Here is a 25,306-nt window from a genome sequence, read left to right on the forward strand (position 1 = left end):
TGGCAGTATGCGATTGGTAATCAATCACGTACTTTCAGGTGACGACAAGCGGACAATCGCGGCAGGGCTTCGGGAAGTTGATAGTAATCTTTTGGATTGTCAAATATTCAATCGATGTTTAAGTTGTTAGATGCAAGCGGCCAGCAATTTTTGATTGTATAGTTGGCTAATTGCGCAGAAGCGCATTTCCATCGTGATCGTCAGGCCAAAAGACAAACGTGGTGTCGTTCATTTCAAATCAGGCATATTCTATGACAATGTAGATGCAGTGTTGTTTGATGGGCCATGCAATTTTTCTTATGGCTTTTGGAAAACCTTGAACGCATCAATGCCTTTCTCAGTTGGGAAAATAGCCGATCTAGCAGAATGATAGAGGAGCAACAAACGTACTTTGAAGAGATTTTTACTGGTCAGTCTAGGGACGTGGACTATTTGGACGTTTCAGAAGTTGAGGTTGCCGTTGCTACCTATTTTCCTCCGAAGTCGATTCACGATCTTCTGGCAATGAAAAAACCTTCTGGGCCAGAGAGCCATGGATTAACTACCCAGAAGAAACTAAGAGACTTACTGAAAAAATCACAGTTCGACTAGATGCAATTGACAAGAACCAAGATTCCCATCGCTCTCTGGACCTAGAGACTACCAGTTGCAAGCATATCAAGATTGGGTTGCAAATCGTAGAACAGGTATATTTGCAATGGCAACGGGTACAGGCAAGACAATTACTGCCTTGAATTGTCTGCTTGAGGAATATAGATTGTCCGGAACATTTTCGCCATAATTTGGTGCCAACAGTTGCGCTTCAAGACCAGTGGAGAAAGGAGTGCATGAAGTTTAACTTTCAAATGTTATCACAGTTAGCAGCAAAGAGAAATGGGATGCAAGTCTTTTCTTTTTTTCAATACGGCGTCGACAATCATTAATTCCTCCTTCATTGTCATTGCCACGTATGCCTCATTTGTAGGCGTTAAATTTCAAACTCATTTTACCTCACTACCCCTAGATACCCTGCTTATTGCGGATGAATTACATAACATTGGTGCTCCGAAGGTATCTGCGGTATTGAAATCGTGCCATTTGGAAAGACGAATTGGGCTTTCAGCGACACCTGAACGGCAATACGATGAGATTGGAAACGATACGATCCAAACATTTTTCGGCGATTCCCCTCCATACATCTGTTCATATTCGATGAAAAAATTGACAATGAATGGTTGTGTAAATACAAATATTTTCCTCATCTCGTCTACCTGAACGACGAGGCTTAAAGAATATTTCAGAATCTCAAGCAGCTTTTTAAGTATTTTGACTCAAAAACAGGCACCTAGAAAGGAATCTGGCGTAGAATTTCTTTTGCTGGCGAGGAAAAGAATCGTTCATAAAGCGCAAGTAAGTTGAGTGCCTTTGTTCAAATCGTTCACCACGAGTTCGAATTGAAGGGCAACCTCAAATATACCTTAGTGTACGTGCCCGAAGGTATTGAAGCCAATTATGAGGAAGATGACATCGATGCAGACAGCGAGGAGGATCTCCGTTTGATTGATGCCTACACTAGAGAGGTACCAATACTGATTTCACGGTGATGGTTAGCAGTTCACCTCGGGCTCCAAGGATAGAGGTCAACTCTGAAGGATTTTGAAAGCGGTAAGGTTCACGTCCTAACCTCAATGAAGTGCCTCGATGAAGGGGTAGATGTACCAAGATCTGAGTTAGCGATTTTCTGTTCAAGTACTGGCAACCCTCGTCAGTTTATTCAACGTAGGGGCAGGGTTCTCAGAATCCATAGGGACAAGCATTTCGCAACGATTCATGATCTCGTTGTTGTTCCTCGTTCAGAACGCGTAGATGAGACATTCGAAATGGAAAAATCTTTATTTAAGAAAGAATTGCAACGAGTATTCGATTTTTCTAAGCTCGCAATGAACCCAATGGATTCCTATTCGGAACTCAAAAGCGCACTTGGTCATTATGGGGAGCTTGGAGGATTTTGGTGTCGACGACAATTTTAATTAATAATGGCTAGAAAAGATGACATATTTAGAAATTTCATGCAGCATGAAATATTTCAGTCCAAATGGGATTTGCAAAGCCACCAACTCCCGAAAACTATTAATGAAGGATTGGTTTCTGAGATCCCAATTATTAGCACAATTGCGCTGATTGTTGATTCGTTAGAATCTTCAACGCCTGCAACTGAGAAGTTGCTTTATTCGCAAATCACGAACTACTTAACCGGTAAAATATGATATTTCGGCAAGTTGTCATCGAGAATTTCCTTTGTTATCATCGGATATCAACTTTTGACTTTTCCTCAGGACTTAATATTATCCTTGGAGACAACGGGGAAGGAAAAACCAAGTTCATTGAGGCCATGGATTGGCTTTTGAATGAACGTGATTGGGATCCTATTCTCCTGGCATCCGCAAAAGCCATTTCAGAACTTCAGGATGGTGGTGAGTTTAAGGTGGGAGTTCAAATAGTGGTTGAGCACCTTGATGAAACCCAGGGGCTCAAGATCATTTGTTGTAGCATTGAATTCCCAAGGTAATGTGCATTCTAAGGAATTATCTTTTGTTGGTTATTCGGAGAACATTTGAGGTGAAAGATCTAAGGTTTCTGGGAAGGAACTTTTGGAGGAGGTGTTTCCAAACCAAATTCGCGCATATTCTTTGTTTAAGGGAGAGACAGAATTGGATATATTTCGTAACAACGACAATGCCTTAGCTAATCTGATAAACCGGTTCTCCACCGTTAAACACTACGATAAGTATATAAGGATCGGCGAGGCTCTCAGGACACGAACTGAGGCCAATGTGAAAGAATCGACGAAACGCGATTCAAGCAACACCGCCAGATATAAAGCATTGGAAACTGAAATCTCACTTTTGCAATCGAAGAAGGGTCGCGTTGAAAAGGAAATTGACACTGCGCATCAGCAGCTGGAGTTGTTACTTGCTAATTTAGGAGGATGCGGAACGATACGTGAAAAATGCGCAAGAGCTTCAAAATATTAATGGTAGGATTTCAACCATCGAGAAAGACTTACTAACCACAAGATCTAGGCTGGACGATAATTTCACCATCCCTTTGTTGGATGAATTTTGGATTTTGGAGGGCTTCGAGCCTGTGCTTGATGAGTATATTTTGAAAGTGGAGAATGCTTACAACTTAAGGAGAAAAATCCAATCCGAATTTGATCGGGAAAAGGGAGTTCGAGAAGGTCAACGTATGGCGCACCTAGAATTGCTTAATAATGCAGTTCCGTTACCATTGACTGTACCATCCAAGGTGCACATGGAGGAAATGTTACAAGAAGAGATTTGTAAGGTGTGCAATAGGGAGGCAAAGAAAGGTACTGATGCCTACAACTTTATGTATCGACGACTGCAGGAATACTTCAAATCGCATTTGCCCATCCAAGATGATGAAGAGGTTGGAAGTTCCTTTTAAAGCAAATTACATAGATCGGCTTTTTGTAATGTCTTCGCGGCATGAGAATGATAAAGTCAAGCTTCGTGAAATTCCCGAAAAAGTTGCTGCAAGGTTTTCCTTCAACGAAGACCGTAGAAACGATATTGCGCGGCTTGAAGCTGCCCTTGGAAGTGGAAAAGAATGATCGCGATAGAATTGTTGGTAGGTCGATCGGAGAAAAAGATCTCGATCGTCTCTGAAGGACTATAATTCATGGCAGACCCAAAGATTGATTTTCAGAAGACTTCTAGGGATTTGAGGTTACATTGAATAGGTTAAATGCCGATATTAGAACCAGAACAGATGGAAATGGAGGCGATCGACAAAGTGTCAGCAAGTGCCTTTCTTGTAAAAACTAGGGATTTAATGAGGGTTATTGAAAAGGTTTTTAAGAAACAAAATATCGCATGTATGATGAGTTCATTTCTAGGTTGGAGGACATTAGTAATGAGTATTTTGCAAGAATGAACAAGGGGTTCTTCTGGCATTATTTTTCTGCAACGTGAGGAATTTAATGGGAGAACCTCGGTGGTGATTGAACTGCGTGAAAGAGATGAAAAGCTTCATAGGCCCAATCAGTCACTGTTGACTTCGATGCATATTTCAATTCTTTTGGAATCTCACAAATTGCCAAGGGTGATGAGGATGAATCATATCCGATTATATTTGATGCGCCGACTTCCTCCTTCGGAGAAGTCAAAACAGCATCATTCTGAATATTATTTCAGAGTCTGAAGGCAGATAATACTATTGACGAAAGAATTTTTGGGGAGAAATCTGACAGCGGTCTCTCGAAGTCAAGCCATCATTTGATGATGTCAAACGATCACGAGCTATATGGCTTCGTGTTAGCGACCATTCGATTCAAATGTGCTAAGCACCATTGCAACTGAAGTGATTGAAATTTGAAAAATATGGAAAGTTTATTTGATAAATGGAGTCTGAAAGTTCCAAAGTATCACAAAGCATTTCGCGGTCCTCTTTTTGAAGGAATTTCCCAAAAGGGAGGAGGATCCGAAAAGTCCAGAGTAGACTTGGGCAAGCATTTTGGTTCCAATTATGAATTATACATTTATGCATTCTTTCTAGGATTGTATTCTAACGAGTTTGTTCCGCTTGGGGATAAAGATCCAAAGGATGATTTTGGTCATCCTATACAGTTTTGGGGGAGTAAGGCTGGCAAATTAGATAGGCGTGATTTGTCAACCATTCAAGAATATTTATTTATCAGTTTGGTTGCAAAGTCAAACCTTGACCTTTTGTCCTTGGAACGGGGTGAAATTACGATTGATCAAGCTGTGGGGATTCTTATGTACACAATGGAAGCTTATGCAAATGGTGGCCTCACATTGATTAAAGAGGCTCATGAAGACAATTCAAGAGGGTTTATCCAACCTACTTTCTTTCTGAACCTGCTTAGGAAGCGGCAGAATATTCAATAGGGGCGATCACCGGCGCCATTTGTTGTTCAAAAGCCAGCCGAAACGCCCCGCCAATTTGCTGAATCCGCTGATGGGGCCCCAGCAACGGATAATAATACAAAATCCACTTCTCCATCAACAGCCCCAAGGGCATTTCCACCAACCCATCCACCACACGGATGTATGGCGAGTTGTCCTGCACGATGTCAATCACCCCCCGCAGCAAAGCAAACTTGTAGGTCGCGCTTTTGCTCTCCCGTTCGATGATTTTGTTGATGTTGAGGAAGGTGGCGGTGATGTCCATGTGTGAATGGGAATTTGGAATGACGCAGGGAAATTAGATGGAAAATTTGAGATCGACAATGGCTTCGAGGTGTATAGGAGCGGTGCCCGAGTCTGCAAGGATGCCATCGGCGGTGAAATGCATCCGATAGTCGTCTCCTTCGGATCTGAGCACCTCGGCTTCGATATTCTCGATCTTCCCGTAGTGGCCACGATAAAAGAGGCTGTTGTGGATCGGATCGAGATGGAAAGGGCTCGATGTTGGCAGCTGCCTGATCTTGCCCGGATAAAGCATCAAAGATTCGCCGCTCATGCGCGGGTGCATGACCAATCGCGGCGGATGCAAACGCGCGGGACCCAATTCAGGGTTTGGATGCAGGGCTTTTCCTGTCCGAATTGTGATTTTGATTTCCCCGATGTTTTCGCCGTGTTCGTCCTTGGCCGGCTCTTCGTCTTCCAATTCTGCATAAACAAACCAAAAGGAAAATTCGGCAAAGATGATCTCAAATGCCTCTTCTTGGCCATCGGCAAATTGGAGATAGAGGACGTTGTCTTGCTTCAATGTCGAATCAATGGATGAAATTGAAAGGTGAAGGTCGTGATTTTTTGGAGAAATGCGGAGCCTCTATTTCGCTGAATTTTCGATGTCGCCTAGGTCAATGGACAAGGTGGCGTCTATGGGCATGATAGGGAATGAATGTGAACGGATCTTGTGCGCATTACCGGGGCTGTGCGCAGCGAAGGTGACGGTGGTGTCCATGGGTGATTTGGCGGTGATCAAAGTGCCGGCTGGGACTGGTCCACGCTGGCAGGGGGTGAATTTGGGTAGAAGGAATGGATTTGGCAAATGGAGGTAGCGGTGATTTCTACAAGATCAGCGGCGGCTCTTTCGCTTCCACTTCGGGAACCTTTGGCTGATGCTGTTCATCGAAGGTAGCGCCGAGTTGCGGATAGACGATGCGGGCGATGTAACCCCAATGATGGTAATGGGGCAGCATCTCCACGGGAATGCGGGGTTTGAGAAAGGCGATGGCACGTTCCCGAAGGATTTCGCATTGCGCCAATTCCGCTTCGGACCATTTGCTGCCGGGCGATGGCGTCGCGTTGAAAATCAAGGTGATAATGGCGCAGACCAAGTCCCCGCGTTTCCTAGGATGCGTAAGCGGGTCATCGATCAATTTCTCCATCCACGGCAGATATTCTACGGAGGCAAGCAGAAGGTCTTCGTCTTGACTCGAAAAACAAACGTCGGTGTAACGGCTCCAAACCGTCAGGATTTCCTCGTCGATCGGTGGATGGTAATATTTGCAAGAAGCATAACGGTTGGCTCCGCAGGCAGGGCAGGGGAGTTGGCACAAAACACTTAAAGTATCTTCGAATGCGCCAAAAGCCCAAGGGAATTCCTGTTCTGACACCACGCCGCAAATGCAAGTCATCGTCGCCGTCAAAAAGGTCGTCCGTTCGGGAATCCTATACCGTGGCGGCGGGGGAGTCGGCGCAGCAGATTTGTTGGGCTTCTTGGGTGGTGTTGGTTTTTCTTTCATGGGGAATGCCTTCTGCGAATGTTGGAGCCCAAAGTTAATGTCTGCGAATGGGAATTTCAATTTTGGCGGTGGATTTGGCTGCCTTTGGGGTCGTAACCTAAACGATACGGTAATTAAGTAGCCATTCCGCCGTGATCAACGTTATGCTGAAATTGAGAGAAAATCTTACACGCTGTTGACTCAATTTCAGCGGCTTGCTTTGTTCGGTTTCTGGCTACTCAATTTCCGGTTGCTTCAGCTGCCGGATGTTGGTTGGCGTCCGTAACCTAAAGGATACGGTGATTAGCTTCGCTGATCTGAAGATTGAATAGCCATTCCGCCGTGATCACGTTGGTGCTGAAATTGAGAAAGAATCTTACCACGCTGTTGACTCAATTTCAGCGGCTTGCTTGTACAGCGTTCCTGGCTACTCAATTTCCGGTTGCTTCAGCTGCCGGGTTTTCCGCGTGTTTCATCCCCCCCCTCAAACACTCGCCCAATCCAGCCCTTCGTGGTATGTGCTCCGGAGGTCATCGAGGTACATTGGCATTTTTATGGCCTGATTGTTCTCGTTGTTGAATTCCTTTTCTGCTTCTTTCCAGCTTCCGATGAAGGTTGATCCAACCTTGTCGGCCGCAAACAGCGGTTGCATGGCTGCATGGAGACGTTTCATTTTCAGGCTGCTTGCAAGGAAGGAGATATAGCTGTTGACCAACGGTTGACCCAACGTTGGATTTTCGGGGGCATTGATCGCAAGCAGCAATTCCAGGAAATGGTCTTCGACATCGGTTTTGCGTTCCGGCCAATGCAAGGCAAATTGTTCCAAGGTTGCGAGGCCTGCGATGCGCGCAAATTCGTAGGCATCCCCATCCAAAATCAAGGCGTCGAAGGCGCTCAGATTCTGTTGCAACATCGGCGCAAGCCATTGCGGAACGTTTTGCTCGAGAATGTCGTCCAGCCAATGATTGAGGACATGTTCGGGTTGTGACAGGAAATCCAGTATCACGGGAATGCTCGCCACCGATTGGAAATGGCAGAGCAAAATGAAGGCATGCAGGCTGGAATAATTTTCATCTTTTAGGACGCTGAAGTAGTCAAATCGCACGACGGCATCGCGCAATACAAGTTCCAGATCCGCAATGAGCAAAGCACGGTCTTGGGCCAACAGGTCTTGCATCAGGTCATCCGGCAGCTGCATCGGGGCCGAATACAAGGCTTCGGTCACCGCCAAATGGAAACGTGGCGGCTCGGTGGTTTGGATTTCGAGGAACTTGGAGGATACGCGAAATCGACGGGCCATTTCCTCCGGACTTGCATTGTCTTCGTCGTCTTCATCCTCCTCATCGTCAAAGTCGCCATCGCCGAAGGGATCGTCGTTTTCATTCAACAGGTCATGGTCGCTGCTGTCGACCTGGATGCTTTTCATGGATGATCTCGGTCAACATCGCGATTTGATTGGCGTTGATGAGCGTCGGCAATCTGAAGGTAGCGGTCGATGGCGCTCCAAATCACAATGGCCACTGCTGACATGGAACGAGACCAAAAAGAGGGTCGATTCGTAGAGAAAAACCTCATAGGCATGAAACACATTGCGGTCGGGGAACAATTCGTCGAGTTCGAGCGAATCGTCCAAGCCAAAATAGGTCGGCAATTCTTCGTCGTGCGAAATGACGCGGCCGAGGTTGGCGACGACCGAAAAGATCGACGTCGGATGGTTTTCGATCATGGCCTCGAGGACCTCATCCATCTGATCTTCGTCTTCATACGAAAAGCATTCGGCCAACAACCATTGGAATCCCGCCACCGTAGGCCATTTCGCGATCGCCTGCCGAATGTCACGTTCCACAGGCCGCTTATTTTCAATCGCTTGGCGGTACAGCTTGGAAAACTCAGCCCCCGACTTCTTGTCAAACTCCGGATGTTCGGTCCAATAATGGTTATTCGCAGTGATGGTATAGGGAAATTCGGAGAATGCGTTTTTGTTCCAATTCATGGCGCAAGGATAAGCAGGGGTGGATTGTCGGTCAAATTCGGGTTTTCAACGGATGTGGGGAAGGGGGGGGCGTTGGTGCCCGCAGCATAGGTTTTGACCATCCACAGTATAGGTTTTGCGACGATCCACAAATTAGGTTTTGCCAACTCTCCCCACAACGCGGTGTGATGAGTTGGCAAAGCCGCCACTGACTACGATGCTGATCCGTAATTGCTTTGCCAACTCAAACACCATCCGCTGAGTGAGTTGGCAAAGCGCACTGTCAGGCAAGGGTAGGTTTTGCCAACTCCCCGGCACGCGGTGTGATGAGTTGGCAAAGCCGCCACTGACCACTATGCTGATCCGTAATTGCTTTGCCAACTCAAACACCATCCGGCGAGTGAGTTGGCAAAGCGCACTGTCACGATCCACAAACTAGGTTTTGCCAACTCCCCGGCACGCGGTGTGATGAGTTGGCAAAGCCGCCACTGACCACTGTGCTGATCCGTAATTGCTTTGCCAACTCAAACACCATCCTCCGAGTGAGTTGGCAAAGCGCACTGTCAGGCAAGGGTAGGTTTTGCCAACTCTCTCCAGCACGCGGTGTGATGAGTTGGCAAAGCCGCCACTGACCACGGTGCTGATCCACAATTGCTTTGCCAACTCAAACACCATCCGCCGAATGAGTTGGCAAAGCGCACTGCCAGCCAAGGGTAGGTTTTGCCAACTCTCCCCGGCACACGGTGTGATGAGTTGGCAAAGCCGCCACTGACAAATAGTGCTGATCCGTAATTGCTTTGCCAACTCAAACACCATCCGGCGAGTGAGTTGGCAAAGCGCACTGGCAGGCAAGGGTAGGTTTTGCCAACTCCTCCAGCACGCGGTGTGATGAGTTGGCAAAGCCGCCACTGACCACGGTGCTGATCCACAATTGCTTTGCCAACTCAAACACCATCCGCCGAGTGAGTTGGCAAAGCGCACAGTCACCATCCACCGAGTGAGTTGGCAAAGCGCACCGCCATCCTCCGCTTGGCATATCGCCAACAACGCATCGATATTTTGACATTCCATCCACAATCACCTACCTTTGTTTTTCATCCTCAATCGAATTCTCAATGACATTTCCGCGCGTTCTCTCCTTGTTTGTTTGCCTCTTGCTTTTCGGTACGCATCTCCACGCCCAGACCTTCGATTGGGTAGTACAAACGGGCAATAGCCTCTACGAGGAGGCCAAGGCGGTGGACGTCGATCCATCCGGTAATGTCGTCAGTGTGGGCTACTTTAGTGGTACGATGGATGCCAACCCGGGCGCCGGCACGCTGAATCTTGTGAGCAATGGCGCCCAAGATATTTTTATCCAAAAACTCGGCCCCAATGGCCAACTGCTTTGGGCAAAAAAGATCGGAGGCACTACGTATGACTCGGCCAATGATGTGGTGACCAACACCATGGGCGAAGTTTATGTCACCGGCGTTTACACAAATACCGTCGATTTTGACCCCAGCTTTTCTACCCACCTCGAGACCACCGACGGGAACGTAGGGGCCTTCGTATTGAAATTGGATCCGAATGGAAATTTCCTCTGGGTCTGCGCTTTCGGTGGAACCGCCTCCTCTGGACAAGGCCGATCCATCACACTTGACGAAAATGAAAATCCGGTGGTGATTGGAGTCTGGGGCGGTACAGTTGATTTTGATCCGCTATTGGGAACACAATTTGAAACGCTCCCAAACAGCGGCAATATATTTATGGTCAAGCTTGCTGCAAACTTTGGCGTTTACCAATGGCACCGAGTCTGGGCGGGAAATCAATTTTTGTATCCAACTGGTGTGGATGTCGATGCTGCGGGGAATGTCTTGTTAACTGCTTATTATTCAGGAAATACAGACGTGGATCCTGGTAGTGGAACATTTATCATTCCCGATGGCGGGGTTGACTTGGACTTTTTTGTATTGAAGCTCAATTCGGGGGGTAATTTCCAATGGGCGAAAAACATTGGCGGACCCAATGGGGGCGGCAGTCCCACTGAAGTGCGGGCGGATCCATGGGGGAATATCGTCTTGGCCGGTACATTTCAGGATACGGTGGATTTTGACCCAGGCACCGGTACGACTACGAGAATTACAATCGCCGGCTCGCAGGACATTTTTGTGCTTCGCTTGTCTCCGAATGGGGATTTTCGCTGGGTGGCGACGATGGGAGGGGCCATCGCCGAAGACCTTGCGAAGTCAATGGATGTCGACAATCTCGGCAATATTTATTCGACGGGATATTACATCGGTACGGTGGATTTTGATCCGGGCGTCGGTGTATTCAATCTTTATTCGGCACCGAGTCCGTTGATTGGTTCGGCATTTATCCAGAAGCTGGATAGCAGTGGCGTTTTCGTTTGGGCAGGTGCATTGGAGGGTCCGGGAGGATCGTTGAATGGAAATGCGATCGCTTTGGGGCCTGACAAGAGCATCCATGTACTCGGATTTTTCACAGGAGAGGTGGACTTTGACCCTGGCGTCGGCGTCCAAAACCTGACGAGCCTGCCGGGTGTCAATCAATACGACATGTTCCTTGTCAAGCTGTCGCAGTGTACCGGGCTGAATACATTTTCGACGGTGACCGACACTGCCTGCTTCAGCTATACCCTGAATGGCCAAACCTATACGAATTCGGGAACCTACAATCAGATCATTGGAAACCACGTCGGCTGTGATTCCACGATTTCACTCTTTTTGACCATTCGTCAGCCGACCTTCGGGACCTTGAGTACCACACAATGCGGTCCCTACACGATCAACGGCCAAACGTACACGAGTTCGGGGACCTATGTGCAGACCCTGACGAATGCAAACGGCTGCGATTCGACATTGACCATCAGCCTGCTGATCAACCAAAATACCAGTGCCAGCCAATCTGCCACCGCTTGTGGCGCCTACTTTTGGCCCGCGAATGGCCAAACCTATACCACAAGCGGCCCCAAAACGGCGACATTGACCAATTCGCAAGGCTGTGATTCCGTCATTACCTTGAACCTTACCATCAACCAACCCACAAGCGCGACGCTGACGCAATCCGCCTGCACAAGCTTCACGCTCAACGGGCAGACGTACACATCCGCGGGTACGTACACGCAGACGCTCACGAACGCGGCAGGTTGTGACAGTACGCTCATCCTCACCCTCACCCTTGTACCCGTATCTGCGGGTGTCACAGTCAACGGCGGCACGCTCACCGCTTCGCCCAGCGGATTGACCTACCAATGGATTGACTGTGGCAATGGCAATACGCCCGTCTCCGGTGCAAATATGGAAACCTTCACCGCAACAAGTTCGGGCAGCTACGCCGTGGTCGTCAGCAACGGCACCTGCACCGACACAAGCACCTGCGAGACTGTCGTCGGATTGCCGGATTGCGGATTTTGCAGCGCAATCAGTGTTTATCCCAATCCATTCGCAGACAAACTCACCCTGCAATTGCCAAATTTGATCGAGGGATTGGAGCTGCAGTTGTTGGACGCACAGGGGCGGCTTGTCCGCAGGATGTCCGTCGAGACGCAGGTCACCGAAATCAGTCTGATCGAGCTTGCGAGCGGGGTTTACATGATGCGATTGCTGGGTGATGGCAGGCAAGTTGCCTTGCGGGTGGTGAAGGAGTGAGGCTACGGATTGTCACGTTGCAAAATGGATGCTTTGCCAACTCACACACCATCCTCCGAGTGAGTTGGCAAAGCGCACCGAAAACCAGGCGTAGGTTTTGCCAACTCTCCCCGCCACGCGGTGTGATGAGTTGGCAAAGCCGCCACTGACCACTGCGATGATCGGTAATTGCTTTGCCAACTCAAACATCCTCCGCCGAGTGAGTTGGCAAGGGGGACTGTCAGCCAAGGGTAGGTTTTGCCAACTCTCCCCGCCACGCGGTGTGATGAGTTGGCAAAGCCGCCACTGACCACCATGCTGATCCGTAATTGCTTTGCCAACTCACACACCATCCTCTGAGTGAGTTGGCAAAGCGCACCGACAAGTAAAAATAGGTTTTGCCAACTCTCCCCGGCGCGCGATGTGATGAGTTGGCAAAGCCGCCACAGACAAATAGGATGTATACATTGGCCCGTCTTTCCCCAGCGGGGTCGCGTCTAGGTAGCCTCGATCAGAAACGATTTCTATCCGTGTGTCTGTTTTCGGCCGCGCCGAAAACAGAACAAAGGGGATTATTCAACGGCTTGCCGTGGGCTACCTGGACGGGGCTCCTCCGGAGCGTGGCACGGCATTCGCATTTCTCGTAGGTTTGACCGTCAAATACCGATGCTACCATCAACGAATAACCCGTTGCAGAACCCCACCTTATTCCCCGCTCCACATCGCCTTGATTTTCAAAATTCCCTCCCTAAATTGAGCCTGCTTGGAAAATGGGTTTTCAAGTGGAGGATTTCGGGGAACCCGGATTTTGAAAAACAGGATTGGAACAATGGGCAACAAGGTGGAAAAAAGGGCCTTTCTGATTGGCAACGGCATCAACCGGGCGATTCCCAACGATGTGCAGTCATGGAGCGAATTGCTGAAATCACTCGCCAAGGCGATCGGTACGCCCGTGGATCTCTCCAATGAACTCAAGCCGTTTCCATTGTTATTCGAGGAAATCCTGTTCAAAACCAAGGGCGACTACGACGACAACCTGAAGATGATCAAGGGGAAAATCGCGGATGCCTTCCGCAATACGCCGGCGACGCACCTGCACAAGGCCGTGATCGCCACGGGCGTGCGCCATATCCTCACCACCAACTACGATTACGCCTTCGAAAAGGCCATCGATCCTGCGTTTTCCAACGAATCCGGGCAACGGGAGGTGAGTACCTACGAAACCCTGAACAGCATCAAACGCAGGACCATTTTCCAGCAGCCGGAGCTTTCCATTTGGCACATGCACGGCGAAATCCACGACAACAAACGCTTCGAATCCATCCGCAATTTTCCGTCAAAGTCGATCATGATCGGCTATGAACACTACTCGCAATACATCGGCGAAATGCAAAAGTACCTGCGTGGCGAAGTGACCAAAAGTTCGGTGGGACTCTTTGACCGCATGGCCAAAAAGGACTTTCAGGAGGAATCATGGATCGACCTGTTCTTCACCCATGATTTGGCCATCGCGGGCTTGTCCTTCGACTTTTCCGAGCACCATTTGTGGTGGCTGATCAATTACCGGGCCAAGCAAAAGCGCCGGAAGAAAGGGCAGATCAAGAATCGAATTCGGTACTACTACGCCGTCTTGCCGGAAGCCGATCCCAATGACCTCAACGAATTCGCCTCCCGGCTCTCCCGCAAAAAGGCCAATGCTGCAAAGACCGACCTGTTCCGCTCCCTCGACGTGGAACCGGTGCCGATTGCTTGCAGCAGCTACGAGGATTATTATCTGAAAATGTTGGAAGCCGACGCCACCGCCGTTTCCTAATTCCCCTGCAATGCGCTAACTTCGTGGCGTTTAGAACCACCGGTTTATGCGCTACCTTGTACTTTTTTCCTTGCTGAGTCTGGCATCGTTGAGCTTCGGGCAGAATGTCGGCATCGGCATTTCGACCCCGCAGTCCAAGCTGCATGTCAAGCCCAACAACGCTGCTGCCCTTCAAATCGATCCGTTTGGTCCGGCGGCAGGGCAGACGGCTGATCTGCGTTTCCTTGAACCCACAGGCGCAGGCACGAACTTCGTCGGCTTCAAAGCTCCGGATGTCATTCCCGCGAATGTCGTTTGGGTACTGCGCCTGCAGATGGTGCGGGTACGCAGGTGCTTTCGACGGACGGTGCAGGTAACTTGTACTGGCAGCCATTGCCGGGGGTGGGTAGCACGACTACGGTTGCGGGGCATTGTTATACCTGTGATGGTTTCTAGAGCAGAATTCTCATAATTTATAGAATCGGCCTTGGGGTTGAATTCAGGGTTTTGAGCGAATAGAGTTAAAGCCTCTGATTTGAAGAATAATCGAATGAAGAATCTAATTGTACTTTTTGCATTCGTGTTGGTGACGGGATGCGTTTTTGGGCAAGGCAATTTGCAATTCAACCAAGCCTTCAAGATCGACCTCGTCGGGACGCAGTCGGTTGGAGTGGGATCCAACTACCATCAAGTCAACATTCAGACATTCAACATCCCGGTCGGCAAAGTCTGGAAAATTGAAAGCACGAATGCCAACATTACGAAAGGTCAATACACGACCTCGACCTATGCGGCCTTGTTTAATTGGGCTGGAACACCCGTAATCTACATGGACGACGTGATCATTTATTCGTCGGTGACGAGTACAACACTCACTGTGCCCCACCAAATCTATTGGTTGCCAGCGGGCACGCATACCTTTTCGTTGTGGTTGCCGACCGTGAGTTCGCCGGTGCCTTATTCCTATACCGGATCGATCACGGGGATTGAGTTTAATATTGTGCCGTAGCCACATCCGCCTGATCGGAAAGGGGAGATCGGCGGGGGGCGGGGGGGGGGGCCCGGGGCCGGGCGGGGGGGGGGCCGGGGGCGGGGGCGGGGGCGGGCCGGGGGGGGGGGGGGGCGGCGGGGGGGGGGGCGGGGGGGGGGGGGGGGGGGGGGGGGGGGGGGGGGGGGGGGGGGGGGGGGGGGGGGGGGGGGGGGGGGGGGGGGGGGGGGGGGGGGGGGGGGGGGGGGGGGGGGGGGGGGGGGGGGGGGGGGGGGGGGGGGGGGGGGGGGGGGGGGGGTTTGCCAACTCCCGGTCGAGAACCTTGGCAAAGCCGCCACTGACAACCATGCTGATTCGTAATTGCTTTACCAACGCAAACATCCTCCGCCGAGTGAGTTGGCAAAGCGCACCGTCAATCCGCAAATTAGGTTTTGCCAACTCCCCGGTCCCGAGGATTGGGAAGTTTGCAAAGCCGCCACAGACAACAATGCTGATCCGTAATTGCTTTGCCAACTCACAAACCATCCGCCGAGTGAGTTGGCAAAGCGCACCGTCATCCGCAAATTAGGTTTTGGCAACTCCCCGGACGCGGGTCATGAGTTGGCAAAGCCGCCACAGACCAAGATGCTGATCCGTAATTGCTTTGCCAACTCAAACATCCTCCGCCGAGTGAGTTGGCAAAGCGCACCGACAATCTAAACGCACCGACGTCGAGGATTTGTTCACATTCAATTGGTTCCGAGGAAGAATATTGGTAAGATTGTTAAGGGACTTGCCCTATGGGCAAGCAATCATTGTTATTTGCATGCATACATGCAAAAATGCTGCCATCCGGATATGGCTGTCAGTGCGCTCTTTCGTAGTATTCAGCTTAAGAATCATTCAACTGTTAAGGAAAAGAAGATGAAAAAAGTGTTACAACCACTGTTGGTCGGGTCGATGATTGTCGTTTCGTTCTTGGGGGCGAATGTCGCTTTCGGTCAAAAAACGAATACTGATCCGGCATCACGTCCGCAAATGGCGTCAACCACAAGGCACGGTGGCGACAGCGTTCACCGCAAGGGGATCGTGAACTTGTCAGAAATTGCATTCGAAGGTCAAACTACCCGCCACGGTGGTGACAGCGTGCACCGCAAGGGGATAGCCAACCTTTCAGAAATTGCATTCGAAGGTCAAACTACCCGCCACGGTGGTGACAGCGTTCACCGCAAGGGGATCGTCAACCTTTCAGAAATTGCATTCGAAGGTCAAACTACCCGCCACGGTGGTGACAGCGTTCACCGTAAGGGGATCGTGAACTTGTCAGAAATTGCATTCGAAGGTCAAACTACCCGCCACGGTGGTGACAGCGTGCACCGCAAGGGGATCGTCAACCTTTCAGAAATTGCATTCGAAGGTCAAACTACCCGCCACGGTGGCGACAGCGTGCACCGCAAGGGGATCGTCAACCTTTCAGAAATTGCATTCGAAGGTCAAACTACCCGCCACGGTGGTGACAGCGTTCACCGCAAGGGGATCGTCAACCTTTCAGAAATTGCATTCGAAGGAGAAACTACCCGCCACGGTGGTGACAGCGTTCACCGTAAGGGGATCGTCAATCTTTCAGAAATTGCATTCGAAGGTCAAACTACCCGCCACGGTGGCGACAGCGTTCACCGCAAGGGGATTGTGAACGAGAATGCGTCGGATTTGATCGATCAAACAGTAAGAAAATCCGATCGCTCACTACTGCAAAATGCCATTGTCCAAGAAGTCGAAATGACCGCTGCGCCCAATCCATTTGCTGCACAAACTGCCGTTACGATTGCAGTCGCTTCCAATGCCGCGGTGAATTTGGAAGTGTACAATCTTCAAGGAATGCGTGTTGCCACTTTGTTTGAAGGAAACCTCAGTGCCAACCTGCGCCAAACAGTCATTTTGGATGGTGAATCGATGGCCAACGGCATTTATTTCGCCCGCTTGACCACCAATACTGGAATTGTAAAGCAGCAGAAGCTCGTCTTGCAGCGTTGATCTACTGTATTAAAAGGTCAAAAGCGCGGATGCCTCTTATGGGCCTCCGCGCTTTTTCATTTGGATTAGCTGTTCGTACTGTGCTTCCGGAGCAAAACATCACAATGGCCTTTTGCGGAATTGCTGTATCATAGATGCTTTGCCAACTCAAACACCATCCGGGGGGGGTTTTGCACTCCGCGGAAGTGTGAGTTGGCAAAGCCGCATGACCATGGTTGATCCGTAATTGCTTTGCAACTAGAGGTTGGCAAAGCGCACCGACAATCCACAAATTAGGTTTTGCCAACTCCCCGGAACGCGGTGTGTTGAGTTGGCAAAGCCGTCACTGACCACGATACTGAAATCCAGATGCTTTGCCAACTCAAACACCATCCTCTGAGTGAGTTGGCAAAGCGCACCATTCAGTAACCGCAACGGCTAAATTCAACACAACCCCCAATTCCGAAAATTCTGCGAATTCTGTAAATTCTGATCCAGAAATTACTCCACCACAAACTTCATCATCTGCACTTTCCCATCGCCCTCAAGCTTCAGGCCATAAACACCTGCGGCCAATTGATTGGTCGGTAGGGTCGCTGCCATGCCATTCGTATGTTGTCCTTTGAGCAATTCCCGGCCGTCGCCCATGCCGTAAATGGTCCAATTCAGTGCATTTCCCGTAACCAATTGCAGTTGCAATTCGCCGCCGCGCCGCACCGGATTGGGGCTCAGACCGATGGCCAAGGCATGGGCACCGGCAAATTGCACTTCGCGGATTTCTGAAAAACTCGCTACGCCATCGGCACCAACCATCCGCACGCGGTACCAATTGCTGCCTTCGCGGGGATCGGCATGTGGCCATGTATAGGATTCGCCATTTTCTGTGCCTTTGGCCGCCACGTTGCCGACGGTGTTGAAGTCATTTCCGTTCAGGCTATGCTGCAATTCGAAGTGGGAGACACCCTCTTCCGAACTCGTGGCCCAAGCGAGTTGCACGGAATTGTCCAACGGTTGGGCTTCGAAGTTGAGCAAGTTCCCGTCCAAAATCACGCCGCCCCAAGTCAGGAAAACGGCCCAAACATGGTTGTCGCTGCCGCCACCGCAATGGTTGAAGGTCACCGGAATCGAATTGGTGCTTCCGGGAATCACGCCTTGGATATTGCTCAAGGCATCCGTCAAAAGGATGGCCTGATTGGCGTTGTCGTCGTTGTAACCCGTGAGCACGTTGTTGTAATATTGAAATGCGCCCATGCAGCCCCATTGCGAGGAAGCGTTGAAGTCTTGACCGCCAAATGAGCCAATGTTCGTTCCATTCACCACCACCTGTTCGCAGTCGGAGCCTGTCGTTGCATAGCCGCCAAGGATGGCAAATCCCACAGGCTGACTGTTGTTGACGGCCTGCGTGGTGTTGAGGGTCCAGGAAAATGAACTCACTTGCAGCGTGACCGTGTTCAAATAAATTGCCGAATTGATCGCAGGCAGGCCCGCATTGTTGAAGGCGATGTAGAGGTAAAATTCGGGGAATTTGTCGGAGACTGTATTGCTTTGGACGGGAACGGCAATGGTATAGGCGGAGGTTGCGGCACTGATCGAAGCCGTAACGTCAATCGCATGCACGGCCGAATTTCCTCCATAAAGCGTGTTGAATCCCGTCGTGACGATATTTCCGGCGTTGAACGTAAAAGGGGTTCCGTTGAGTGTCACGGTGAGATTGGGCGCATTTCCAACCCTGCCGGCAATAAGATACGCCTGGCGAATGGTACTTCCCGGAGGAATCGTCACGTTAAAACTGCCCGAACCACTCGGTACGGTTGCCCCATTGGAATAGCCGCCGGTTACGACCCCGCCATTGAAGGTGCTTTCATACAATTTGAATTGTGCGAAGGCATTCGAAGTGAGGAAAATAAGAAAAAGGAGCAAGATGGGTGTAACTTTCCAACGCATAGGCGATTCTTAGAAGGACGATTCAGTAAAATTAGCGAAAATCGCAGAATGAAAATGCAAGCGTTCGGAAGAAGGGTGAATTTGCGCGGTAACAATTGGAAAATGCACGTTTTGATGGCGATGCTGCTGATTTTCAGTGAAGCATTGCTGGGACAAGCGGAGCAGGGGGCAAATGAAATACGTGCAGCAAGGTCGGTGGCGGAATGGAGCGAATACGTGCAGGCCGTTGGTAAACAGGATCCTAAACCTTGGATTGCGGAAGTCAATCATGAGACGGACAGCCTGTTGCGTGATTTTTCTGACCTTGGCACACAACTATCCAAGGAGGATTGGGAAGCGTTTTTGGCCTCCCGGAAGTCAGGATTATTGGAGTATGCGACGGCAGTTCGGATATTCGGAAGCGAGGAAATTGGATCGATCGTGGGTGCAATCGCCGATTCGGTAAACGTTATTTGGGAATTTACAGAAGGGGAGAAGGTAGCGAATGGCATCGACATGGTGCTGCTGAATCCTGATGAAATGAGTTGGGAATCAAGGGTTTATTATTTCCAAAACGGATGCTACCTCGGTGCGCAGAATGTTTATCATAAATACGGCATCCGTGGCGGCAAATTTGCAGATACAAAGGGCGTGTCAGGTGCGTTTCACCTTGTCAATCAAGGGAGTGGAACTGGAATCTGGCAACATTCGTGGCTATTTTACACGGCTGTCAATGGCCATTTGGTTCCTGCGGGTGCTTTGTTGGAAGAGGTCAATTTGGCGAATCCTTGCGTCTACAACCGGCAATTGGAAAGCAAAATTGTAAGCTACAATCCGCTGACGGTGCGCTACGAGTGGACCATCGAATTGGGCTACCGCTACCGGGGAAATCAACCGACCTTCAAGGGAAAAGCGGATGTTGTTTACACTGCGAATCTCGAAACGGGTGTAATGGAACCCCAATTTAAATCTTCCAATCTCAATACAGAAAAGCTATTGGCCTTTGACTTGGGCGCATCCAAGAAGCTGTTTCTCCACGCCTGGAACAAAGAATTGTTGGCCATTCTGAAAGGAAAAGACAGCATCAAACGGAAAGCCGTGATCGAGTATTTGGAGGATGAATATTCGGAGTAGGAGTTCGGCCACGAAGACACAAAGACACGAAGCCCCGCCCCCCCAAATTCGCAACGAAGGCACAAAGAAATGAACGCTGCTAATTTTTCAACTCTCCACTCTCATCTCTCAACTCTCCACTAAACAATTCCCACTTGTTACTTCTCACTTATCACTTTTAGCTTTTCACTTCCAAGTAATGATCACTTTCCCCATCGACTTGCGCTGCTCGACATATTCATGCGCTGCTGTCAATTCGGTGGAGGCGAATACTTTGCCGACTGTGGGTTTGAGCCAGCCTTCGGCTGCGCCTCGGAGTGAGCCTTGCAAGCAATGCTGCAAGACATCGGGACGATGGTCTGCCACCCGCAACATGTTGCAGCCGATGATGCCCCGGCTTTCCATCAGCAAAAACGCCGCAAAGTAGCGGCCAAAGCCAAACAGCGTCCCGATATCGGCGAAAATGCCGCGGCCTTCTCGGCTTGCCGAACCCATGCCGACAATGCGGCCGCCTTTGCCCAGCAATTGGAAACCGCGTTTGAATTGTTTGCCACCCAAGCTGTCATACACCAAGTCCACGCCGGCTTTGCCGCGGAGCTGCTGAATCTTCGTGAAAAAGTCCTCCTCGTTGTAGTTGATCGGGTGATCGACACCCAAGGAACGCAAATACTCCAATTTCGCGGCGCTGCCTGCGGTGCCATAGACAATGGCGCCGCGGTGTTTGGCGATTTGCACCAAGGCCGTTCCGACGCCGCCTGCGGCCGCTTGGATCAAGACATGATCGCCCGGCAAAATGCGGGTGGCATATTCGGCGCAGTACCACGCCGTCGAATATTGCACCATCAAGGCCAAAGCAATCCCGACCTCCATGTCCTCCGGAATGGGTACCACCCCTGCAACCGGCGCCACGACTTTCGTTGCATATCCGCCAAAACGGGTAAAACACGCTACGCGCATGCCGACTTTAAGATGTTCGCAGCCTTCGCCCACTTCGGTAATCCGTCCTGCCGCTTCGTAGCCGATCACACATGGCGTCGGCGGACATTCCTTGTACATGCCCTTGCGCGCGACGACGTCGGCGTAATTGATGCCAAAGGCTTCGGTTTCGACGACGACGGTTCCTTTGCTCGCCCGCGGATCAGGTTGTTCCTTGAATTCAAAGGCAGTAGCGGCGGAACCGAATTTCTGGAGGACAAATGCTTTCATGCGGTGACTCTTAATTGAGGGCACAAGATACAGCCAAAAGCAAGAATTCGAAGAGCCTATCAAAACGAACCCAAAATCTCCGTACTTTTCACTCCCCGATCGCGCCGGAACTTCATTTTCAATTAGCTTCGCTGAACTTCGTTTTTTAATTAGCTTCGCTGAACCCTGCGGGTTTGGCTTCGCCGATCTTCGATTCTCAATTCTCAATTCTCAATTCAATGTTGCATTTCGACCTCAGGCGTAAAGTCGGTAATCCAACGAAATGCCATGCGTGCCGTGGACTTTGGCAAGCGTGTGTTGCTCATCGAAAAGGACAAACTCGGTGGCGCAGGCTTGCACAATGGCGCGCTCAGTTCCAAGACGTTTTGGGAAATTTCGCAGGATTTGGCACGTTGGCGCAAGCAGAATGCGCACTTCGGCTTGCCGGGCGTGCAGGTGCCTTTTGCAGACATTGTCGCCCAGGTCAATGTCGCCGTCAATGAACGAATGGCGCAACTTGACCGTCACATCGAGGGCTGCAATTCCTGTGCATTGCATGCCGACATCCACTACGTCAAGGGCCAAGCCATTTTGGAATCCAACCATCATATCCGCGTGGATTCCGAGCAGGGGCCGCAACATTTCGAGGCCGAATTTGTGATTTTGGCAACGGGAAGCCGGCCGCGGCTGCTTCCCCATATTCAAGTGGATGAACAGATCATCCTCAGCAGCGATGGCGTTGGCAATCTCAAGGATTACCCGGAAAGTATCGTGGTTTTGGGGGCAGGCGTGATCGGCTGCGAATTTGCCACGATTTTTGCCTCCTTCGGCCGAACGAAAGTGTACCTCATCGACAAAGCCGACCGGATTTTGCCCTTCGAAGATGCCGATATCGTGACCATCGTGGAGAAAAATCTGGAGGCGAATGGCGCAACGATCCACCGTCATGCGAGTTTGCTGCGAATGGAAATCAAGAATGGCCGCGTCGAATACGAATTGCGGTATTCCGATGGCCGACAAGAAATTTTCAACGTCGAAAAGGCCCTGATTTCGGTCGGGCGCGAGCCCAATACCGAAGGCCTTGGCCTTGAAAATACCGACGTCCAATTGACAGACCGCGGCCATATCCTCGAAATGTCCAAAGATACCCGCACGACCGCAGCCAATATCTTTGCCGTCGGCGACATCACCGCCGACATCGCCCTCGTCAACGTTGGCGAATTGGAAGGCAGATTTGCGGTCGAAACCATGTTTGGCTACGCCCACAAGGCGCTTTGCTACGACAACATTTCGACGATCATGTTTTTGGAGCCCGAAGTCGCGGGCGTGGGCATGAACGAAATTCAAGCGCAGTGCGCCGGACTTTGTTACCGTGTGGCGACTTGGAATTACGACTGCATTCCACGGGCGATCGCGATGCGGCAAACGGAGGGATTTTTCAAAATTCTGGTGACCGACGATGCAGAAATGCGCATTTTGGGCATGCGGGCGATCGGGCAGGATGCGAGCAGCGCCATCCAAGCCGTGGCCCTGCTCATCTGCATGGGCAAGGGCATCCACGAACTCGCAGAGATGGTGCATCCGCATCCAAGCATCACCGAGGGTGTGCAAGAATGCGTGCGCATGTTGCTCGGAAAAAGCATCTTCAAGCCGCAGGCATTCAGCCAATTGAAATGCCAACGGTGGGAGGGAGGATGTTATTCTGAAGCCTGATGGTTTCAGAAACTATTGCAACATCACACGGCTCGACCAAGTCGTTTCTCCGGCTACCATTCGCAGCGCATACATCCCGCGGGGCAACCCTGCAGTTGTCACGGAAATTTGGTTGATGCCCGACTGAATCGCATTCGAAGTTGCATACACCAATTTTCCGGTCAGGTCATATAGTTCGATCACGCCCACGGCATCGGCTGTCGCTTCAAAACGAACGTTGAAGTTGCCATTGTTGGGATTCGGAAATACGCCCAATTCCATCTGAAGCGCATCTTCGGTACCCGAAAGCGTACAAGTCATGCCTTCGCGTTCGCACCAACGGCCCATGAATTCCTGGTAATATTGGTTGGCAAGGATCAAATTGTGGACAATGACCGTGTTTTCGTCGTTTTTGTTGTTGCCATTGTTGCTCCAATTATGCGAACCGGTAAGCACCAAAGGATCACTCTGGAAATCGCTTTGATCCACGATCAGGTATTTCTGATGCAGCAGCCAACTGTGTTTGTACAAAGCAAGGTTCGAAAGCATGGTCGGTTTCAAGATGCCATAAGGAATGGCAGACGACGAGGAATCGTCAATCAAACCCTTGCTGTCCAGCCCATTCAGCGCGATTTGATCCTTGATTTTGTAGGCGAGGTCTGAGCGTGTCGTTACAAACTGCGCGAAATACAAATCGGTATCAGCCGTGCCAATGGTGTTCAAAATCTGCGTATTGGTCTGGTCGGATGGGCTGAAATAGCTTTGCACGCTGTTGCCACCAATGATGTATTCATGGGGTGTATTGTCGGATTTGTACTGTCCAAACTTCGAATTGACCGGCGTAGCGGCAGCGGTTTGACTGGAATTCCCCCACATTTCGTCAAATTCCAGCTTGTAGCCACGTGCCAGACTTTGGTCTTGGAAAATGATGACATTGTTGGCGTCTTCGGTGAGCTGCTGATCGGTCCAATTGGTCGAGCCGGTCCAAACCACAGGAAGATTCGGGTCGGATGCGTTTTCGTCGATGATCACAAACTTGTTGTGCATGATGCTGTAGTTGATTCCGCCAGGGCTAGCCAACCGTTTGATCGCACCATTCAGCGAATTGAGGCAGGAATTGTTGGTGCTGCCATCGTAAATCATGCGGATCGCCACACCACGTTGATGCGCATTGTTCACCGCCGATACAATCTTCATCCCTTGCGTGAGGTTGTCCCAATTGTAGATGCAAATGTCGAGGCTGATCGTTGCGCGGTTGATGTAGGCCGCCAAAGTATCGGCGATTTTGGTGCCGATGTAGCGCGCGTCAACGCCCGTGGATTGGCTCAGGTCGGGGATGCGGTTGAAATAGGCGGTGATTTTGCCCGAAGACAAGGATTGTGTGCAAAACGGAGCGATCAAGGTCACGGCAGTGTCCTGATTCAGAATCGAATACGCCTTGGCATAATAGACCGTAGCAGGACTCAAACTCGTTAACGTCACGGTATGGTTCGTTGCATTGTTGGCGGTGACGGTTCCCCCGGTCAAGGCCGGTGTCGTGCCATATTGGAGATAGGAATTCGTTCCTGCCACGTTGGTGCTCCAATTCAGATCGAAGCTTGTCGTCGAAATATTGGTCTGCGTAGTCGCTGCCGTGATGAAAATCGTGGAAATCTGCAGGATGTCGTTGGCATCGCGCAACAGGAGTTGATAGCCTGTCGTGCAGCCGGAAGTCGGATTGACGCAAAACTGCGAGGCAATTCCCGTAAGGTGCACCGCGGCGGCGGGAATCACCGTTCCCACAAGCGGGCTCGTGTTGGCAATCCGAACTTGCAGCGTTTGTCCGCCGGAAGTGACATTGTAATTGGTATTCCCAGCAAATGTACCGCCTCCCAAGGCAAAGGTACAGTTGTCAAAACGCACCAATTCGCCTTCGGTCGTTTCGTTCATTTGCGGAACGGTGATCGTCTGAAAAGCAGGCAAAGTCTGCGGCCCCAAATCCGTAAACGAATTGACCGGCGTGACCTCCAACAAATTGTTGTAGTTCGTGAGCGGACCCGTTGCCACCACCGAGTTACCGCGTTGCAACGAGGACAAATTGGATCCGTAAATCGCAATGCCCGCCGTTCCGTTTTGCACGTAGCGAATGCTGCCGAGTTCCGAACCGTTCGTCACAATGCCGCGAACCGTCACCGTGCTGCCAATCGAAGCCGTGCGAACGGTTGCGATCGTTTGCGCCATTACCTGCATGCCCAACATCTGCGCGCACAGCATCGCCGCCAAAAAGAGTTTCTTTTCCATACCCTACCAAGTGTTAATTCCTATTACCTAGAGGAAAGGTAGG

28 protein-coding genes are annotated in these 25,306 nt (G+C 50.4%); 17 read left to right on the forward strand and 11 right to left on the reverse strand.

Annotation, left to right across the window (positions count from 1 at the left end; all coding sequences use genetic code 11):
* Positions 1-285: 285 nt before the first annotated feature.
* From IPN95_25960 to IPN95_26005, 10 genes are all read left to right on the forward strand, one after another.
* Positions 286-591 carry a hypothetical protein gene (locus tag IPN95_25960; GenBank protein MBK9452803.1) on the forward strand — a complete coding sequence of 102 codons (306 nt, stop codon included), beginning with the start codon at positions 286-288 and terminating at the stop codon, positions 589-591.
* A gap of 55 nt (positions 592-646) precedes the next feature.
* Entirely contained in the window at positions 647-781 is a 135-nt protein-coding gene (locus IPN95_25965) for a DEAD/DEAH box helicase family protein (GenBank protein ID MBK9452804.1), read from the forward strand.
* Positions 782-1,394: 613 nt separating this feature from the next.
* A complete protein-coding gene (locus tag IPN95_25970) occupies positions 1,395-1,583 on the forward strand; it encodes a hypothetical protein (protein ID MBK9452805.1) in 189 nt (62 codons plus the stop codon).
* Between the two features lie 84 nt (positions 1,584-1,667).
* The gene (locus IPN95_25975) at positions 1,668-2,009 is read left to right on the forward strand and encodes a hypothetical protein (protein ID MBK9452806.1); all 342 of its coding nucleotides are present in this window, start codon (positions 1,668-1,670) and stop codon (positions 2,007-2,009) included.
* A 6-nt stretch (positions 2,010-2,015) separates the two neighbouring features.
* Positions 2,016-2,246: a hypothetical protein gene (locus IPN95_25980; GenBank protein MBK9452807.1), complete on the forward strand. Its 231-nt coding sequence runs from the start codon at positions 2,016-2,018 to the stop codon at positions 2,244-2,246.
* Positions 2,243-2,548, forward strand: coding sequence for an AAA family ATPase (locus IPN95_25985; protein ID MBK9452808.1), 306 nt, complete (start codon positions 2,243-2,245; stop codon positions 2,546-2,548). The genes IPN95_25980 and IPN95_25985 overlap by 4 nt, the downstream gene beginning before the upstream one ends.
* A gap of 434 nt (positions 2,549-2,982) precedes the next feature.
* Positions 2,983-3,450, forward strand: coding sequence for a hypothetical protein (locus IPN95_25990; protein MBK9452809.1), 468 nt, complete (start codon positions 2,983-2,985; stop codon positions 3,448-3,450).
* On the forward strand, positions 3,425-3,616 hold the full coding sequence (locus IPN95_25995; GenBank protein MBK9452810.1) for a hypothetical protein: 192 nt from the start codon (positions 3,425-3,427) through the stop codon (positions 3,614-3,616). Before IPN95_25990 ends, IPN95_25995 begins: the two co-directional genes overlap by 26 nt.
* A gap of 134 nt (positions 3,617-3,750) precedes the next feature.
* Positions 3,751-3,939: a hypothetical protein gene (locus IPN95_26000; protein ID MBK9452811.1), complete on the forward strand. Its 189-nt coding sequence runs from the start codon at positions 3,751-3,753 to the stop codon at positions 3,937-3,939.
* 437 nt (positions 3,940-4,376) lie between these two features.
* Positions 4,377-4,913, forward strand: a complete 537-nt coding sequence (locus IPN95_26005; protein ID MBK9452812.1) for a hypothetical protein — start codon at positions 4,377-4,379, stop codon at positions 4,911-4,913.
* On the opposite strand, the gene IPN95_26010 is transcribed toward IPN95_26005, so the two are convergent.
* The 6 genes from IPN95_26010 to IPN95_26035 form a co-directional block, all read right to left on the reverse strand.
* On the reverse strand, positions 4,888-5,196 hold the full coding sequence (locus tag IPN95_26010; GenBank protein ID MBK9452813.1) for a hypothetical protein: 309 nt from the start codon (positions 5,194-5,196) through the stop codon (positions 4,888-4,890). The two genes, IPN95_26005 and IPN95_26010, sit on opposite strands and share 26 nt — an antisense overlap.
* A 33-nt stretch (positions 5,197-5,229) precedes the next feature.
* Positions 5,230-5,736 carry a hypothetical protein gene (locus IPN95_26015; protein MBK9452814.1) on the reverse strand — a complete coding sequence of 169 codons (507 nt, stop codon included), beginning with the start codon at positions 5,734-5,736 and terminating at the stop codon, positions 5,230-5,232.
* A 304-nt stretch (positions 5,737-6,040) separates the two neighbouring features.
* Positions 6,041-6,718, reverse strand: a complete 678-nt coding sequence (locus IPN95_26020; GenBank protein ID MBK9452815.1) for a hypothetical protein — start codon at positions 6,716-6,718, stop codon at positions 6,041-6,043.
* Between the two features lie 463 nt (positions 6,719-7,181).
* Entirely contained in the window at positions 7,182-8,123 is a 942-nt protein-coding gene (locus IPN95_26025; GenBank protein MBK9452816.1) for a DUF1186 domain-containing protein, read from the reverse strand.
* A gap of 12 nt (positions 8,124-8,135) precedes the next feature.
* Positions 8,136-8,690 (reverse strand): hypothetical protein, encoded by a 555-nt coding sequence (locus tag IPN95_26030; GenBank protein MBK9452817.1) that lies wholly within the window; start codon positions 8,688-8,690, stop codon positions 8,136-8,138.
* A gap of 414 nt (positions 8,691-9,104) precedes the next feature.
* Positions 9,105-9,740 carry a hypothetical protein gene (locus IPN95_26035; protein ID MBK9452818.1) on the reverse strand — a complete coding sequence of 212 codons (636 nt, stop codon included), beginning with the start codon at positions 9,738-9,740 and terminating at the stop codon, positions 9,105-9,107.
* A 44-nt stretch (positions 9,741-9,784) separates the two neighbouring features.
* Between IPN95_26035 and IPN95_26040 the strand changes: the two genes are divergently transcribed.
* Positions 9,785-12,319, forward strand: coding sequence for a T9SS type A sorting domain-containing protein (locus IPN95_26040; protein ID MBK9452819.1), 2,535 nt, complete (start codon positions 9,785-9,787; stop codon positions 12,317-12,319).
* A gap of 12 nt (positions 12,320-12,331) precedes the next feature.
* On the opposite strand, the gene IPN95_26045 is transcribed toward IPN95_26040, so the two are convergent.
* Positions 12,332-12,499, reverse strand: a complete 168-nt coding sequence (locus IPN95_26045) for a hypothetical protein (protein MBK9452820.1) — start codon at positions 12,497-12,499, stop codon at positions 12,332-12,334.
* Between the two features lie 628 nt (positions 12,500-13,127).
* Between IPN95_26045 and IPN95_26050 the strand changes: the two genes are divergently transcribed.
* The 3 genes from IPN95_26050 (at position 13,128) to IPN95_26060 (ending at position 15,099) form a co-directional block, all read left to right on the forward strand.
* Positions 13,128-14,111: an SIR2 family protein gene (locus IPN95_26050; protein ID MBK9452821.1), complete on the forward strand. Its 984-nt coding sequence runs from the start codon at positions 13,128-13,130 to the stop codon at positions 14,109-14,111.
* 46 nt (positions 14,112-14,157) lie between these two features.
* Positions 14,158-14,562: a hypothetical protein gene (locus IPN95_26055; GenBank protein ID MBK9452822.1), complete on the forward strand. Its 405-nt coding sequence runs from the start codon at positions 14,158-14,160 to the stop codon at positions 14,560-14,562.
* Between the two features lie 78 nt (positions 14,563-14,640).
* Positions 14,641-15,099: a hypothetical protein gene (locus tag IPN95_26060; GenBank protein MBK9452823.1), complete on the forward strand. Its 459-nt coding sequence runs from the start codon at positions 14,641-14,643 to the stop codon at positions 15,097-15,099.
* A 344-nt stretch (positions 15,100-15,443) separates the two neighbouring features.
* Here the strand turns inward: IPN95_26060 and IPN95_26065 are convergent, their stop codons facing one another.
* Complete coding sequence (locus IPN95_26065) at positions 15,444-15,635, reverse strand: hypothetical protein (protein MBK9452824.1); 192 nt, start codon at positions 15,633-15,635, stop codon at positions 15,444-15,446.
* A 346-nt stretch (positions 15,636-15,981) separates the two neighbouring features.
* Here IPN95_26065 and IPN95_26070 point away from each other — a divergent pair, with 346 nt between their 5' ends.
* The gene (locus IPN95_26070; GenBank protein ID MBK9452825.1) at positions 15,982-17,091 is read left to right on the forward strand and encodes a T9SS type A sorting domain-containing protein; all 1,110 of its coding nucleotides are present in this window, start codon (positions 15,982-15,984) and stop codon (positions 17,089-17,091) included.
* 480 nt (positions 17,092-17,571) lie between these two features.
* On the opposite strand, the gene IPN95_26075 is transcribed toward IPN95_26070, so the two are convergent.
* On the reverse strand, positions 17,572-19,014 hold the full coding sequence (locus tag IPN95_26075; GenBank protein ID MBK9452826.1) for a T9SS type A sorting domain-containing protein: 1,443 nt from the start codon (positions 19,012-19,014) through the stop codon (positions 17,572-17,574).
* Positions 19,015-19,062: 48 nt separating this feature from the next.
* Between IPN95_26075 and IPN95_26080 the strand changes: the two genes are divergently transcribed.
* On the forward strand, positions 19,063-20,127 hold the full coding sequence (locus tag IPN95_26080; protein MBK9452827.1) for a hypothetical protein: 1,065 nt from the start codon (positions 19,063-19,065) through the stop codon (positions 20,125-20,127).
* Between the two features lie 165 nt (positions 20,128-20,292).
* On the opposite strand, the gene IPN95_26085 is transcribed toward IPN95_26080, so the two are convergent.
* Complete coding sequence (locus IPN95_26085) at positions 20,293-21,312, reverse strand: zinc-binding dehydrogenase (GenBank protein ID MBK9452828.1); 1,020 nt, start codon at positions 21,310-21,312, stop codon at positions 20,293-20,295.
* 267 nt (positions 21,313-21,579) lie between these two features.
* On the opposite strand from IPN95_26085, the gene IPN95_26090 reads away from it, so the two are divergent.
* Entirely contained in the window at positions 21,580-23,004 is a 1,425-nt protein-coding gene (locus tag IPN95_26090; GenBank protein ID MBK9452829.1) for an NAD(P)/FAD-dependent oxidoreductase, read from the forward strand.
* Positions 23,005-23,016: 12 nt separating this feature from the next.
* Here IPN95_26090 and IPN95_26095 read toward each other — a convergent pair whose 3' ends face one another.
* Entirely contained in the window at positions 23,017-25,263 is a 2,247-nt protein-coding gene (locus IPN95_26095) for a T9SS type A sorting domain-containing protein (protein ID MBK9452830.1), read from the reverse strand.
* Positions 25,264-25,306 lie beyond the last annotated feature (43 nt).

Source organism: Bacteroidota bacterium (assembly GCA_016718825.1).
Taxonomy (GTDB): domain Bacteria; phylum Bacteroidota; class Bacteroidia; order J057; family JADKCL01; genus JADKCL01.